This window comes from Mucilaginibacter inviolabilis (assembly GCF_011089895.1).
In the GTDB taxonomy this organism is placed as follows: domain Bacteria; phylum Bacteroidota; class Bacteroidia; order Sphingobacteriales; family Sphingobacteriaceae; genus Mucilaginibacter; species Mucilaginibacter inviolabilis.
In genome coordinates this window covers 67,387-80,902 of sequence record NZ_JAANAT010000002.1, presented here as the reverse complement: position 1 = coordinate 80,902, position 13,516 = coordinate 67,387, and the positions used below count along the sequence as shown (strand labels likewise).

The following is a 13,516-nucleotide window of genomic DNA, read 5'->3' as shown; positions in this document are numbered from 1 at the left end:
CAGTATAATTGTTTAATCAGTATCAAGTAATTAGTATCAAGTATCAAGACTATTGTCATGTGCTATTTAAGCGTTTAAAAAATCTTGATACTTGATACTAATTACTCAATACTAAATTTCATATATGTTATCTTCCGAAGAAGTAATCCTTTTTATCAACACGGTTCGGGTCTTCCAATGGAAATTCTTTTCGCATCGGGAAAGCCGTCATGTCATCCACATTCAATATGCGGCGCAGATCGGGGTGACCATCAAATATAACCCCGAAAAAGTCGTACGTTTCACGCTCCATCCAGTTAGCACCCTCCCAAACGGTAGTAGCTGTAGGGATATGTACATCGCCGTCGGCCAAAAACACTTTGATACGGATGCGGGTATTGGTGGTTAAGCTGTGCAGGTGGTAAATAATACCTATCTGCTTTTCCTGTTCCGGATAATGAATAGCGGTAATATCTGTTAAAAATATAAACCGGAGAGCGTCATCGGTCTTTAAAAAGGTTAACAGATCAATGATCTGCTCACGGCCGGTTTCCACAGTAAGTAAACCATAAGGCTCGCCCACAAGTGTTACCTGCTGATCAAACTTTTCAGCAATTCTTTTTAAAAGCTCTTCGTTAGGGATCTGGGCCATTATTGAATTCCGTATTTAGCTAATAATTCCTGGTACTTAGGCTCATTTCTTCTGCGAAGCGATTCTGTTTGTACCAACTTTTGAATATTTATAAAGCCATCAATAATAGCTTCGGGACGAGGCGGGCAACCGGGCACGTAAACGTCAACCGGTATCACTTCATCGATACCCTGCAAAACAGAGTAAGTGTCAAATATACCACCACTTGAGGCACAGGCGCCAACAGCCATCACCCAACGGGGTTCGGCCATTTGCAGATATACCTGCCTCAATACAGGGGCCATTTTTTTGGCGATAGTACCCATTACCATTAACAAATCGGCCTGGCGGGGCGAAAAGCTTAAACGCTCGGCGCCAAATCTCGAAAGGTCATAATGAGAAGCCATAGTTGCCATAAATTCGATACCACAGCATGAGGTGGCAAATGGCAGGGGCCATAATGAATTTGAGCGTGCTATACCTATTACTTTATCAAGCGAGGTAGCAAAAAATCCGGCGCCTTCTACTCCAGCAGGAGCGTCAACTAATTGAATATCACTCATTGAACTATTTTAATAGAAATCCGCTATCCGGAAAAGACGGATAACGAGCGCAAATTTACAATAATAACCATGTAAAAAGTACACGATGACTGTACAGAAGCTATATTTAGAATCAATCTAAAAAAGGATTCGACAACCCTTTTTGATGTGCAGATGTGTAGATGTGCGAATGATTATTAAATTTTAGAATTAAAGAAATTCTATCATTTGCACATCTTCAAATTTATCATCCGATTAATCCCAGTCTAAAGCCTTCTTTTTTATTACGTATATAAAACCTAATAAAAGCGTGGCCATGAAAATGAACATTTCGATCATACCCTTGGCGCCCATAGCTTTGAAATTTACTGCCCAGGGATACATAAATATTACTTCCACATCAAACAGCACAAACAATATGGCCACCAGGAAATATTTAATGGATATGGGGGTACGGGCATTACCCACAACTTCGATACCCGATTCAAAGGGGGTCAATTTGTCCTTGGTTTTACGCTTCGGACCAATTTTATGCGTTACAAACATGGTGGTTACCACAAACCCTAAAGCCACTAACATTTGAATAATGATGGGCAAATAATTAAGCGGTGTACTTTGTAATTCCATGCTGCAAATATACTAATGCAACTATAATAAAAAAGGCCTCTTTTACAAGAGATTCACAACAGTCTACTTCTTTAATATTATATTTTATTTTTGATTAATAAATATTATTATATTAGTTCCAATCAACTAAAAATACACTTATACCTAGACTTTAGATCAAAAGTACTATTTAATCAATAAATAGTCCGTTATATAATAAATTGACTTGCTTATTTAGCTATCTACTAAAAAAATACTTAACCAAGTAAAGGAGCATGTACTTCTTATGTATGCCGCTTGTACGCTGAAGCGTGGTAACAGCGATAACCAATTTTAGACATTTATTACTTATGGAAAATCAAAAGAAATTAACAAGAGAGGAAATGAAACAAATTTTAGGTGGCAAACTGGAACCTGAATGTACAACAACATCTGGTTGCCCTACTGGCTCCGATTGTGTTATTCCTGCTTTTGACCCTTCGAGAGCCCACTGTGAAGAAACTCCAGTAATTCCTTAAAATAACAGGGCCCCTTTTTCAAGGAGCCCTGTTATTTTATTCAATAAATTATATTATTTGCTTTTACCGGCACCGCCTTTTCGTGCAAAAAAGGCAGCGGCTTGTTTATTAGTTGGATCTGCTTCGCGAGCTTTAGTATAATTCTCAGTCGCTTTCGCATCATCCTTTACCTTAAACTCGTAATAAGCTCCTAAATAAGAATAAGCTTCAGCTAAATATGGCTTATCCGTATCAGAAACAGGTTGTTTAGCGGTTAATAGCGCGATATACTGCTCATAGTATGGTTTAGCATATCCATTCGTAGTGTTCCTGCTTGGCTCTCTTAAATCGTTAGCTCTTGCCTGGTAAAGTGCTACGGCTGCAAGAGGAGCTGCAGCCTTATGTTGTATATAACTAAATGCGGTGTCTGCTTTTATAAGCAATGTAGTATCAGCTACTGGTTTTGGAGTAGCAGTACTGTAATACTGCAGTTTAAATGCATTGTAATAACTTACACCTTCTTTTAAATAATCATTCAATGTAGCTGTATGTGATTTCGAAATAAAAGCCTTGTAAGCATCACCAGCTTCAGCATATTTCTTTTGATTATATAAGCTTTTGGCAATTTCGCCATAAACATCAGCCTGAGTAGTATCCAATGTTAAAGCTTTCCTTAAAGTATTGATACCTAGCGAATCTTGATTCGATGCTATTTGTATACGGCCAAGGTATAAATAATCACGTGGCAAGATACGTTTTGGCTCGGCTTTCTGGAACCAGTTGTTCATGGCACTTAAAGCAGCAGGATAATCTTTATTCTCATAAGCTGCATAAGCCTGGTAACGGTATGCTCTTGCATTGCTGTTTGATGATTTTGAAAGATCAGTAGCTACTTGTTGCAAGGTTTTATAATCACCGGCTAACAGTAAAAAGTCTGCATAACGCATTTGCGACTCGATAGAAAGATCTGTTAAGCTTAAATATTTTTTATACTCTTCAGTAGCTTGTTTAATTTTAGCAGACGCCATTTTAGGATCTGTAAATGACCAGCGCAGATCTGTTTCGGCCCATTCGCGGTAAGCCGGACCATAATTAGGGTCAATTGCTAACGCATCCTGGAATTGTTTTTCAGAATCTTCAAAGTTATTGGCAAATTGCCATAAAACACCAGTAGCTACTTTTGCAGCAGGGTTTTTAGGGTCAATAGTTGATGCATCAGAGTAAGCCTGGTAAGCTTCATTGCTCTTTAATTGCGAACGGTAAGCGTTACCTAAAGTGATCAATAAATCGGCATCTTTAGGGTTTACCACTTTACCTTTTTGTAAAACGGCAATGGCAGCATTGGCATCAGCCGGAGCTACTTTTGCACCAGGTGCAACCAATAAATAAGCCTCGCCTACATACTGGTATGGTTTTGAGCTTTTACCAGCCAAAGTAATAGCCTGGTTAAAGTTGTTAGTTGCGCCTGCGTTATCTTTATCTAAACGGGCGGCAGCTCCTAAACCGGCATAATTTAATGCAGATTTAGCATTTACAGCAATACCTTTGTTAAAGGCAGCTTTTGCCGAGTCGGCATAATCTTGTTTGATGTATACCCAACCCAGGTAAAAAAAGTTTTCATCCTTATCGGCTTGTGTTACCGTAAGGTTTTTAAGCATTGATTTAGCTTTCTGATATTGTTCGGCGTCAATAGCTTTTTTGGCGTCGGCTAGACTTTGCGCAAAAACTGATGAACCTCCTAATAACAGTCCTAATGATGCCGTGGCTATTTTACTGATCATTTTCATCTTTAATTAAAATTTATTTTTAATACTAATCTCTCTCGTTGGTATAGAATCGGGCAACAGGCCTGATTTTAGTATGATACGTTGACCTGGCTGGCTGCCCAAAAACTTAGCGAAACCCATAGCCAATCCCACTTTACTGGTACAATTGATCATATAAAGCCCTCTGCTCAAAGGGTACTGTTTTAAGACCAGCGACTCCTGCGAGGGTTTAAAATAAGTATCAGGATATTGTTTGTTTGACTCATCCCTGACACTCACAACTTTAACTTTTTCTACGTACCCGGCATAATCCTTATCCGGGTCATTCAACCAGCTAAAGCCGGTTATACCCAAAGCATCGGGATGCTCGCTCACATATTTTAAAACCTCTTTATTTGATTTAAGGGCATAAATATTTTTCTGTGTAAATCCCTTGCTTCCGGTAAAGTCCTTCAAATACCTTACCAAACTTGAATTTGGGTTATCAAAAACAATAGTTCTGTTTAAATCGCCCTGCCCGGTGAGCAGTTTTTTCAATTGCCCTACAGTAATGGAAGTATCATTGGAAGCAGTGTTTACGATGAGCGCTATAGCATCAATTGCAAAGCGTACGGTTTCAACCGACAATGTTCTTTTGGTGATTACAGCACGCTCGTCGGCAGTAAGATCGCGCGACAGAATGGCTACACGTACGCTATCGTTCAACAGCGTATTTACAGCCTCATTCTCCGTTTTGTATACAACATTGACTTTGGCATTTGGAGTGAGGCTGGAATAAATGTACAATTCCTGATCTAAGATGGGTGAGAAGGAAGCATCGGCAACAAAAGTTGCCGTACCTGATTTAACATCGTTATCAGTAGAAAATTTTGCAGGCTTTTGTTTACAGGCTTGCAGGCCTGCTAATAAAAGCAATGCAAAAAATAAAAGTTTACCATTAAAATTAATCTTCATACTGATCCTTCTTAAACAACCTCGAAAACCGCAGAATGGAATAGGCAATAACAAAGGCCCCAAAAAGCAGGCGCTGGTATCGCGGTAACTGCAAGGGCAGCTGATCCCAAAACATGATCATTAAGCCTAAAACGACAAAACAAACAAAGGTGACTGCGCCTAAAATAAACAAAAACCGCCTTTTGGGCGATTTTTGTTCTTTATTAAAATTAAATGGCATTATTCGCTCGCTAACGTAAAGCTGATTGGAACGCTGTATTGTACACGCACCGGACGACCATTTTGAATACCTGGTTTCCATTTTGGTGAATTTTTCAATACACGAACCGCTTCCTCATCGCAACCGCTTCCGATACCTCTTGTAACCTTAATATCGGTTAAAGAGCCATCTTTTTCAACTACGAAGGTAACAATTACACGACCTTGAGTTCCGTTTTCACGGGCAACAGCCGGGTAACGGATAGCTTTACCCAAGTAGGCGCCAAATTTATCCAAACCTCCCGGAAACTCCGGAACTTGCTCTACCGAAGTAAAGATCTGGTTAGGATCGGCCTCTACTACTTGTTTAACATCAGAGTTACCTACCGGCTCATCAATTCTGATGTCGGCGTTAGGGTCGCCTTTCTGGTCTTTCTGACCAGGGTCGGCGACTGCTAATTCTTTTACCGTTGGTGGATCTTTCTCCTTAACCTCGTTATCTGGTTTTACAACCGGAGGAGGGAAACGTACCTGGTCAACCTTTGGTTTTGGTGGTTCAGGTGGCGGCGGAGGTGGTTTTTTGGTTTGATCCACTGGTGGTGGAGGTAACAGCACTACGTCTGTTATCTTCACTTTTTGATCAGCTTTAGGGATAAGTCCCTGAATCCTGTTGATGATAGTAGGTAAAGCAACAACAAATACAAACACAATGATGGCTATAACAAGCGCTCTTGATGTATTCTTGGAGTTATCCCTTCTCAGCTCATAAGCCCCATAGGCCTTATTCCTGCTACTAAAAACAACGTCGATCCATTTCTGATCTAATATGTCTAATTTCGATCCAAACATCTTTTAAGATTTAATGGGTGTTAATAACGTTATTTTAAATTATTTATTACTTGTATAAACCGTCTTTCTTGAGCAGCTCAATCTCAACAGGCGAAATATCAACTATACCATAACTGTCAATATTAGTGATATTCATCTCATCAAGCGTGGCAACTACATTTTTGTATGTTGATTTATCACTTGGTTTAATTACAACAAACATAGATTTGCCGGTTTTTTCCAAAACTTCCTTCTTTTTTTCAATAAGGGTTTTACGCAAACCGTCCTTGCTGTAATTATCAATGGTTGGTGCCGATTTTCCAGGCTCTCCCAAATACCATTCCAACTTATCATCGCTACCTAACAACAAGGTTAGTGAACGTGAAGCCGCAATAGCTAATTGATCCTTTGTTTTTTCGTCCTTATCAGGCATCGCAAGGTCCATCGCTTTTGGCTTGGCCAATGTGGTTGTCATGATAAAGAAAGTAATCAGCAAGAAAGCCAAGTCAACCATCGCTGTTAAATCTACGCGGGTGGATTGCTTTTTACTGCGAACCTTCCCACCTTTGTGTTTGCCTCCCCCGGAGGTATCTAATTCTGCCATGATCTTTTATTTTTTAGGAGCAGTGCCGCCACCGCCGCCTAAGTTTGTTATTAAACTAAACTTGTTCACTTTTTGCTTCTGCAAAATGCCTATAACATCTTTAATAACCGGGTATTCTTCTTTGCTATCACCTTTTATAGCTATACGTAATTGAACATTGTGCAATGCTACGGTAGCTTTACGGGCTTCACGTATCCAGTTAAACAATTCATTACTTACAGAATCGCGGGGGATACCTGGTTTGTTATATTTTTTTTGGTCATCAGCTGATAAAGCAATAAACTGATGTATTTGACCAAAGGGAACACCTATTGATGTAATTGTAGAAAACCTGTTCAGCTCATCCGGCGTAAATGTTGTTTTGTAAATTTCGCCCATTTGAGTCAAGGTTTGCTTGCGCAGATCTACACCCTCCATTCCAAAAAATGCTTTCTGTGAACCTACAGAAATGGTAGCGAAGTCAGACTCTGGAATCGGCTGTTGTATCGATGATTTTGGCACATCGATAGGCACCGGATCCTCGGTACGTACTTTCGCAGTCATGATAAAGAAAGTCAGCAGCAGGAAGGCCACGTCGCACATGGCGGTCATGTCAATCGCTGTACTCTTTCTTGGAACTTTTATCCTTGCCATATTTGATTTTTTTTAAAATATATAGAATTCAATAATTATAACATCCACGCATTATTCCTGCTTATATATAGGAAGCAAATGGGGGGACGAAAGCTAATTAACCTATATATTTATTATCTGTTGGCATTTTTGTGTGATGCAGCAAATGTTTGTACAATGCTGAATCCGGCTTCGTCAATTGCGTAAGTTAACTTGTCAATTTTTGATGTAAATACGTTGTACATTACGATAGAAACAGCTGAAGTACTGATACCGAATGCAGTGTTGATCAAAGCTTCAGAAATGTGTGAAGATAGTTCGATTTGGTTTGGAACACCTGATACCGCTAATGAAGAGAAGGCCTTGATCATACCCACAACCGTACCTAACAGACCGGTTAATGTACCGATAGATACCAAAGTAGCGATGATAGTTAAGTTTTGCTCTAACATTGGCATTTCCAATGCAGTTGCTTCTTCAATATCTTTCTGGATAGCCAAAGTTTTTTGATCAACGTCAAGATTTGGCTCAGCTTCCATTTCAGCGTATTTTTTTAATGCTGATTTGATAACGTTTGCTACAGAACCTTTTTGTTTGTCGCATTCTGCTGATGCGCCAGAAATGTTACCTGCGTTCAGTTGTGATTGGATCTTTCTAACAAAAGCATCTACACTGCCTGTACCAGAAGCTTTTCCGATTACTACGAAACGCTCGATAGAGAAAACGATAACCATTAACAGAAACGCCATGATCACCGGCACGATTACACCACCGCTGTGTATAGTTCCGAAAATGTCTGTAGGGAAAGCATTTACGTCTCCGCCTTTAAAGTGGCTTGGATCGCCCAGAACGAATATGAAAATACAAGTAGTAACAATCAGGCAGATTGGAATAGTTAAGGAAGCAAACATGCCAGATGCACTTGAGCTTTCTTTGTTAACAGGAGTAGTTGGTTTTGTTGGTGCGTTTGCCATTACTTTTAAATTTTAGTTTTAGTTTTTGTTTATATTATAAGTTTGTTAAATGTGCTTTTAATTTGCGAATAACAAAAATAGAATTTTAATGAAATAAAAAAATCTTTTATGTTATTCTTTACAATTTTTTAATACCGAATTACATTTTGCGCCTAATTGGTCATTATTAACGTAACAATGCTTAAATATTGTGTGTTGCCACGACAATTATTTGCAATGAAAACCATTTTTTTTTAGATTATCAAGCATTAACTGATAAAAATTGTGTTACTAATATGTTACAATATTGGTTTTAAAGCCATTTCATAGCGGCCGGGAGTAGTATAACGCTAAAAGTTTTTTTTTATTTTAGTGTATGTTATACGCTTAGCTGTTTTTTTATCCGGCGCATTTATACTGCAATTATCCCCCTGCCTTTTTAGCTTTATATCCATCTGTTTGTAACAGGGTTAAAATTTTATCCCTGAAATCGCCTTGTATCAGTATTTCGCCGTCTTTTACCGAACCACCTACCCCGCATTTGGTTTTTAGCTTTTTGCCAATAAGTTCCAGATCGGCATCGGTACCAATAAAATCCGTAACGCGGGTAACCAGTTTACTGCCGCCCTTACGGTCAAGGTAAATTTTAAGATTTTGCTGCTGCGGAGGTAATGTTTGCGCGGCCTGCGCTCCGTTTTCCTGGTATTGAAAATCAGGATCTGTAGAGTATACTACCCCTGTAAAATTTTTCTTAGCCATAATTTTTATCTGGTTCGTGTTGCCGGGTTCGCGGCTCTTGTTGTTCTGTTGGGGTAGCTCATAAAGCAAATACCCGAAACTCGCAACACAAGCCACGAACCTCAAACGCTTTAATTCTTTTTATACGTTGGGCCCACAATAACTTTTAACGAACCGGGCACTATATTAATATGTATATCAGTACCCATCACCTGCGGCTCGCCGTCAAGATGTATCGGACCTTCGGTTTTACGGGTTACATTAATTTGTTTACCGCGTATAATTTCTACATAGCTGGTACTCTCTGATGTTTTGGTCAGCATCCGGATCCCCATCTCCGGGAAACGCCACAAAGGAAACTTCCTGATGAGGCACACATCCAGCAAACCATCCTGTACCGATGCATTAGGGGATATATGCGCATTGTTGCCATATTGTGATGAATTGGCAATACTGAGCATAAATGCCTTGCGCTCGTAAATTTTACCGTCAATTTCTATATGATATTCCTGCTCATTATAAGTGGCTATCTCCTGTATAGATGATTTGATATAGGATATAAAGCCGCGTTTTTTACCATGTGAAAACACCTCGCTGATATGGGCATCAAAACCCATACCCGCCATATTAAAAAATGGCTGCCCGTTTACCATACCCGAATCAATGTTTTCTGCGTGGCCTTTTACCAGGGCTTGTATAGCCTGGTTGGGGTTCATAGGAATGCCCAAAAAACGAGCCAGGCCATTGCCTGATCCGTATGGTATTATTGCCAGGGCAGTGTCGCTTCCCACAATGGCCGATGCTATTTCATTTACGGTACCATCGCCGCCAACGGCCACAATAACATCGTACTTACCTACCGCCTCTAATGCAATGATACGCGCGTGTGATATGCCATCGCTAAAAACAATGGTATAATCAAACACTGCCTTATCAATATTTTGATCAATAAGATCAGGTACCCCGTCCTTCTTCTTCCCACCCGATATAGGGTTTATTATAAATAACGCTTTACGTTTCAATTATCTGTATTATTTCAGCCCCCAAAAGTAAATGTATTTTTGGCTTTGTGAAATTTGTTTTATTTTTGCCACCCGAAAGTGGACTGATTTAATTGCCTTTATACTGAAGGCTATGGATTGCAACCACGTAAAAAAGTGCTAAAACCCATGTTAAAATATAATCTGTTAAAACTCTTCCATTTAATTTACCTTTAAAAACTTATATAAATTTATATGCCATATTTATTTACCTCCGAATCTGTATCAGAAGGACATCCGGATAAAGTTGCAGATCAAATATCAGACGCCCTGATTGACCATTTTTTGGCATTTGACGAAAATTCAAAAGTTGCCTGTGAAACCCTGGTAACAACCGGGCAGGTGATTTTAGCCGGCGAAGTAAAATCAAAAGCTTATTTAGATGTGCAAAAAATTGCCCGCGAGGTGATCAATAAAATTGGTTATACCAAAGGCGAATACATGTTTGACGGCAGCTCATGCGGTGTGCTATCGGCCATCCACGAGCAATCGCCGGATATTAACCAGGGTGTTGACCGCCAGGCCAAAGAAGAGCAAGGCGCCGGTGACCAGGGTATGATGTTTGGCTATGCCACCGTTGAAACCGACAACTATATGCCACTGGCATTAGATATTGCCCATGCCTTATTAATTGAGCTGGCAGCCATCCGCCGTGAAAACAGCGAGATCAAATACCTGAGGCCTGATGCCAAATCGCAGGTTACTTTAGAGTATAGCGACGATAACAAACCACAACGCATAGATGCCATTGTGATATCAACCCAACATGATGATTTTGATGAGGAAGAAGCGATGCTGGCCAAAATAAAACAGGATATCATCAGCATTCTTATTCCGCGTGTTGAAGCTAAATATCCGAAATACGCCCACTTCTTTAACGATCAGATCAAGTATCACATCAACCCAACCGGTAAATTTGTTATCGGCGGCCCGCATGGCGATACTGGCTTAACCGGTCGTAAAATTATTGTAGATACTTATGGTGGTAAAGGCGCGCACGGTGGTGGTGCCTTCTCTGGTAAAGATCCGTCGAAAGTTGATCGTTCTGCAGCTTATGCAACCCGTCACATCGCCAAAAACCTGGTAGCTGCCGGTGTCTGCGACGAAGTACTGGTACAGGTATCATACGCTATTGGCGTGGCACAACCGATGGGCATTTATGTAAACACCTACGGCACCGCCAAAGTAAACCTGCACGATGGCGAAATAGCAAAAAAAGTAGAGGAAGTGTTCAACATGACTCCATACGCTATTGAAACCCGCTTTAAACTGCGTAACCCTATTTACAGCGAAACCGCGGCTTACGGTCATTTCGGCAAACCAAGCGAGGTGGTAACCAAATCATTCATTGCCCATGATGGCAGCGAACTGAAACGAGAAGTAGAACTGTTTACCTGGGAAAAACTGGACTACGTTGATAAAGTAAAACAAGCTTTTGGTTTATAAAACCGAGTTACTCCTTTAATAAAAAAGGGGCAGGTAAACCTGCCCCTTTTTTATTATTAATTGTTCAGTTTTTTCATTAAAAACTTCACCTGGCTCTCTAATTCCTCAATTCGTTTTGCCTGTTCAGTGGCTTGCTTATTTTGCAAGCTAATTTTTGTGTTTTGCTCCGTGTCCTTTTTATCTTTCTCAATCAAATATAAAGTTAGCTCTTCTACTTTCTTCATCAGCACTTTATTCATCTCGCCCAGGTTCAAGCCATTCTTAGCTATGTCCTGCTCTGACGGAACCTCAGGCAAGTGTTGGTTTTGATCAATATAGGTTTTTACTGATTGCAGCGAAGGCAATTGATAGTCTTTCTTAAACACGTAATCGGGCCAATTGGCATAAACTTTTACTGTCATAGAAGTAGCTATAACACTACCGTTCACAGCCAGTTTATATCCCTTAGGATCAGTTGTTCCGATACCCACATTGTCGTCAACCAGGTTCAGTGTTTGAAAATAATTGGTATAATTACTTTTTACGCCAAATGATAAAACAGTATGACCTGAAGGAATCGTTGTGCCAATAACTCCATAATATCTTGTAGGCTCAGATCCCGAAACAATTAGCTGGTTTCCATTAGTATAACTATTATTGTTAACTTCAATATTGGCTTGCGGTGCAGTTGTACCAATACCTAAACTATTCAAAATCAGAGTCCCTGTTGTCCCCCCTGCAGAACCATTACCAATGGCAATTGTACCCGGGCTTAACCGGGAAAAGCCTACATCATTTCCGGCTAAATTCGGACTGGCAGATGAAAACCCCATAACACCTGTTGAGCCCAGGCTAACTGTTCCGAAAAGTCTGGCTGTATTGTTATAGAAATCCAGTATCCGGTTTCCTTGTAATGAAAAACCAAGAGTAGCTGCATCAGGCATAAATAGGCCCGAATTAGTGCTTCCCGTAAATGCATAGGAAGGATTGGTACCATTACCGGCAGGAACCGTTATCTGCCCGCTCCCGAGTGTAAGCGCGGTAACAGGACTGGTAGTTCCAATTCCAATACTATTAGTGGTTGAAGTAACACCGCCATTAGTTGTCCACTGTGCATGTAATAGCGGAGAAAAACCTAAAGTTAAAAGGAGTGAGAAGATTGTTTTTTTCATAAAAATTAGGGGATTGCTTTTGTTTATAAAGATGATTGGCACTGGTTAAATCCAGTTGTTATTAAAGTAGCTAATTGATTAAGCCTTCATAAGGCACAAAGGGAGTTGTTTTTTTATTGTGATACGGTATTCATTGCGTTTTATTAGGCCTGTTAAAGGTAATTATTTATCATTTATTTTGGTTTAAACCTCATGTTTTTCGTTTCGAAAAAGCGTCTTATCTGCACTCGTTTCCAGAAAACAAAAGATTGATATTAACCCTTCTTCATCCCTTGCCGTCTCAATCACCATTTTACATTAGTAATCAATTTGTTACAGAATCCTAAATTGACAAACTAAGCTTTTACGAGTCTGTACAATAAACCTCTACCATAAACCCTACATCTGAAAAACAACATGAAAAATCCTATCGTTATCACCTTATTATTTTTGTCCTGCACCCTGTTAGTTAAAGCCCAGGATGTTAAAAAAACGCAACCTGACAGTATCATCAAGATCATTCCTTTTGGCGAGGGCAGATACTCCGGCTATTTATATACCATTGGAGGCCAGTTGCAAACAGCCGAGGATGTAAAAATTAAATTATTAGCGTATGCTCCGTCGGCTATGGAGTTTCAAAAAGCCAAAAATCAGGTCACCTGGGGATTCGTTACTTCGGGCGGCGCGGTTGCATCGTCAACAGCGGCTATTATTCTATTTATACATCACGGCAAAGAAGATCTGGATAACATGCCAACAGCGGGTTGGGTTAATGGAAAACCAGGCTTTATTTACCCTACCCAGCACCACGGCAGTTTAACAGGCGCCTACATTTTTACAGGAATGGCAATGGCTTTAATGGTTACTTCATTTGTTCACTTTGTTAAAGCCGGGAAACATGGCAACCGGGCCATACAAGTTTATAATCTGCAGTATCAATAATTTCAACCTTGCACTCGTTTGCAACGAGCGCAAGGTTGAAGAAGCCCATC

At 40.0% G+C, this 13,516-nt stretch carries 16 protein-coding genes; 3 read left to right on the top strand and 13 right to left on the bottom strand.

Features of this window, described 5'->3' with window-relative positions; genetic code table 11:
* Positions 1–127 precede the first annotated feature (127 nt).
* The 3 genes from G7092_RS16365 to G7092_RS16355 all read right to left on the bottom strand — a co-directional run bounded on the left by G7092_RS16365 (position 128) and on the right by G7092_RS16355 (position 1,779).
* The gene (locus G7092_RS16365; protein ID WP_166091090.1) at positions 128–631 is read right to left on the bottom strand and encodes an NADH-quinone oxidoreductase subunit C; all 504 of its coding nucleotides are present in this window, start codon (positions 629–631) and stop codon (positions 128–130) included.
* Positions 631–1,173, bottom strand: coding sequence for an NADH-quinone oxidoreductase subunit B (locus G7092_RS16360; protein WP_076375850.1), 543 nt, complete (start codon positions 1,171–1,173; stop codon positions 631–633). The genes G7092_RS16365 and G7092_RS16360 overlap by 1 nt, the downstream gene beginning before the upstream one ends.
* Positions 1,174–1,407: 234 nt before the next feature.
* Positions 1,408–1,779, bottom strand: coding sequence for an NADH-quinone oxidoreductase subunit A (locus G7092_RS16355; RefSeq protein ID WP_166091089.1), 372 nt, complete (start codon positions 1,777–1,779; stop codon positions 1,408–1,410).
* Between the two features lie 329 nt (positions 1,780–2,108).
* Here G7092_RS16355 and G7092_RS16350 point away from each other — a divergent pair, with 329 nt between their 5' ends.
* Positions 2,109–2,276, top strand: a complete 168-nt coding sequence (locus tag G7092_RS16350) for a bacteriocin-like protein (RefSeq protein WP_166091087.1) — start codon at positions 2,109–2,111, stop codon at positions 2,274–2,276.
* A 53-nt stretch (positions 2,277–2,329) separates the two neighbouring features.
* Here G7092_RS16350 and G7092_RS16345 read toward each other — a convergent pair whose 3' ends face one another.
* The 9 genes from G7092_RS16345 to G7092_RS16305 all read right to left on the bottom strand — a co-directional run bounded on the left by G7092_RS16345 (position 2,330) and on the right by G7092_RS16305 (position 9,930).
* Positions 2,330–4,042, bottom strand: coding sequence for a tetratricopeptide repeat protein (locus G7092_RS16345; RefSeq protein ID WP_166091086.1), 1,713 nt, complete (start codon positions 4,040–4,042; stop codon positions 2,330–2,332).
* A gap of 6 nt (positions 4,043–4,048) precedes the next feature.
* Positions 4,049–4,975, bottom strand: a complete 927-nt coding sequence (locus tag G7092_RS16340) for a PstS family phosphate ABC transporter substrate-binding protein (protein ID WP_166091085.1) — start codon at positions 4,973–4,975, stop codon at positions 4,049–4,051.
* Positions 4,965–5,195, bottom strand: a complete 231-nt coding sequence (locus tag G7092_RS16335; protein WP_166091084.1) for a hypothetical protein — start codon at positions 5,193–5,195, stop codon at positions 4,965–4,967. Before G7092_RS16335 ends, G7092_RS16340 begins: the two co-directional genes overlap by 11 nt.
* Positions 5,195–6,022 (bottom strand): energy transducer TonB, encoded by an 828-nt coding sequence (locus G7092_RS16330; RefSeq protein WP_166091083.1) that lies wholly within the window; start codon positions 6,020–6,022, stop codon positions 5,195–5,197. Before G7092_RS16330 ends, G7092_RS16335 begins: the two co-directional genes overlap by 1 nt.
* Before the next feature lie 46 nt (positions 6,023–6,068).
* Complete coding sequence (locus G7092_RS16325) at positions 6,069–6,605, bottom strand: ExbD/TolR family protein (RefSeq protein ID WP_166091082.1); 537 nt, start codon at positions 6,603–6,605, stop codon at positions 6,069–6,071.
* A gap of 6 nt (positions 6,606–6,611) precedes the next feature.
* The gene (locus G7092_RS16320; RefSeq protein ID WP_166091081.1) at positions 6,612–7,238 is read right to left on the bottom strand and encodes an ExbD/TolR family protein; all 627 of its coding nucleotides are present in this window, start codon (positions 7,236–7,238) and stop codon (positions 6,612–6,614) included.
* Positions 7,239–7,351: 113 nt separating this feature from the next.
* On the bottom strand, positions 7,352–8,191 hold the full coding sequence (locus tag G7092_RS16315) for a MotA/TolQ/ExbB proton channel family protein (protein ID WP_166091079.1): 840 nt from the start codon (positions 8,189–8,191) through the stop codon (positions 7,352–7,354).
* A 402-nt stretch (positions 8,192–8,593) separates the two neighbouring features.
* Complete coding sequence (locus tag G7092_RS16310) at positions 8,594–8,929, bottom strand: translation initiation factor (protein WP_166091078.1); 336 nt, start codon at positions 8,927–8,929, stop codon at positions 8,594–8,596.
* Between the two features lie 110 nt (positions 8,930–9,039).
* Positions 9,040–9,930, bottom strand: coding sequence for a diacylglycerol/lipid kinase family protein (locus G7092_RS16305; RefSeq protein ID WP_166091077.1), 891 nt, complete (start codon positions 9,928–9,930; stop codon positions 9,040–9,042).
* A 213-nt stretch (positions 9,931–10,143) separates the two neighbouring features.
* Between G7092_RS16305 and metK the strand changes: the two genes are divergently transcribed.
* The gene (gene metK, locus G7092_RS16300; protein ID WP_166091076.1) at positions 10,144–11,394 is read left to right on the top strand and encodes a methionine adenosyltransferase; all 1,251 of its coding nucleotides are present in this window, start codon (positions 10,144–10,146) and stop codon (positions 11,392–11,394) included.
* Positions 11,395–11,450: 56 nt separating this feature from the next.
* Here metK and G7092_RS16295 read toward each other — a convergent pair whose 3' ends face one another.
* Complete coding sequence (locus G7092_RS16295) at positions 11,451–12,545, bottom strand: prefoldin domain-containing protein (RefSeq protein WP_166091075.1); 1,095 nt, start codon at positions 12,543–12,545, stop codon at positions 11,451–11,453.
* A gap of 396 nt (positions 12,546–12,941) precedes the next feature.
* On the opposite strand from G7092_RS16295, the gene G7092_RS16290 reads away from it, so the two are divergent.
* Positions 12,942–13,466 carry a hypothetical protein gene (locus tag G7092_RS16290; RefSeq protein ID WP_166091073.1) on the top strand — a complete coding sequence of 175 codons (525 nt, stop codon included), beginning with the start codon at positions 12,942–12,944 and terminating at the stop codon, positions 13,464–13,466.
* Positions 13,467–13,516 lie beyond the last annotated feature (50 nt).

Excerpts from the sequence above, each read along its gene's own strand:
- G7092_RS16365 (WP_166091090.1), bottom strand. The coding sequence starts at position 631 with ATGGCCCAGATCCCTAACGAAGAGCTTTTAAAAAGAATTGCTGAAAAG.
- G7092_RS16360 (WP_076375850.1), bottom strand. The coding sequence starts at position 1,173 with ATGAGTGATATTCAATTAGTTGACGCTCCTGCTGGAGTAGAAGGCGCC.
- G7092_RS16355 (WP_166091089.1), bottom strand. The coding sequence starts at position 1,779 with ATGGAATTACAAAGTACACCGCTTAATTATTTGCCCATCATTATTCAA.
- G7092_RS16350 (WP_166091087.1), top strand. The coding sequence starts at position 2,109 with ATGGAAAATCAAAAGAAATTAACAAGAGAGGAAATGAAACAAATTTTA.
- G7092_RS16345 (WP_166091086.1), bottom strand. The coding sequence starts at position 4,042 with ATGAAAATGATCAGTAAAATAGCCACGGCATCATTAGGACTGTTATTA.
- G7092_RS16340 (WP_166091085.1), bottom strand. The coding sequence starts at position 4,975 with ATGAAGATTAATTTTAATGGTAAACTTTTATTTTTTGCATTGCTTTTA.
- G7092_RS16335 (WP_166091084.1), bottom strand. The coding sequence starts at position 5,195 with ATGCCATTTAATTTTAATAAAGAACAAAAATCGCCCAAAAGGCGGTTT.
- G7092_RS16330 (WP_166091083.1), bottom strand. The coding sequence starts at position 6,022 with ATGTTTGGATCGAAATTAGACATATTAGATCAGAAATGGATCGACGTT.
- G7092_RS16325 (WP_166091082.1), bottom strand. The coding sequence starts at position 6,605 with ATGGCAGAATTAGATACCTCCGGGGGAGGCAAACACAAAGGTGGGAAG.
- G7092_RS16320 (WP_166091081.1), bottom strand. The coding sequence starts at position 7,238 with ATGGCAAGGATAAAAGTTCCAAGAAAGAGTACAGCGATTGACATGACC.
- G7092_RS16315 (WP_166091079.1), bottom strand. The coding sequence starts at position 8,191 with ATGGCAAACGCACCAACAAAACCAACTACTCCTGTTAACAAAGAAAGC.
- G7092_RS16310 (WP_166091078.1), bottom strand. The coding sequence starts at position 8,929 with ATGGCTAAGAAAAATTTTACAGGGGTAGTATACTCTACAGATCCTGAT.
- metK (WP_166091076.1), top strand. The coding sequence starts at position 10,144 with ATGCCATATTTATTTACCTCCGAATCTGTATCAGAAGGACATCCGGAT.
- G7092_RS16295 (WP_166091075.1), bottom strand. The coding sequence starts at position 12,545 with ATGAAAAAAACAATCTTCTCACTCCTTTTAACTTTAGGTTTTTCTCCG.
- G7092_RS16290 (WP_166091073.1), top strand. The coding sequence starts at position 12,942 with ATGAAAAATCCTATCGTTATCACCTTATTATTTTTGTCCTGCACCCTG.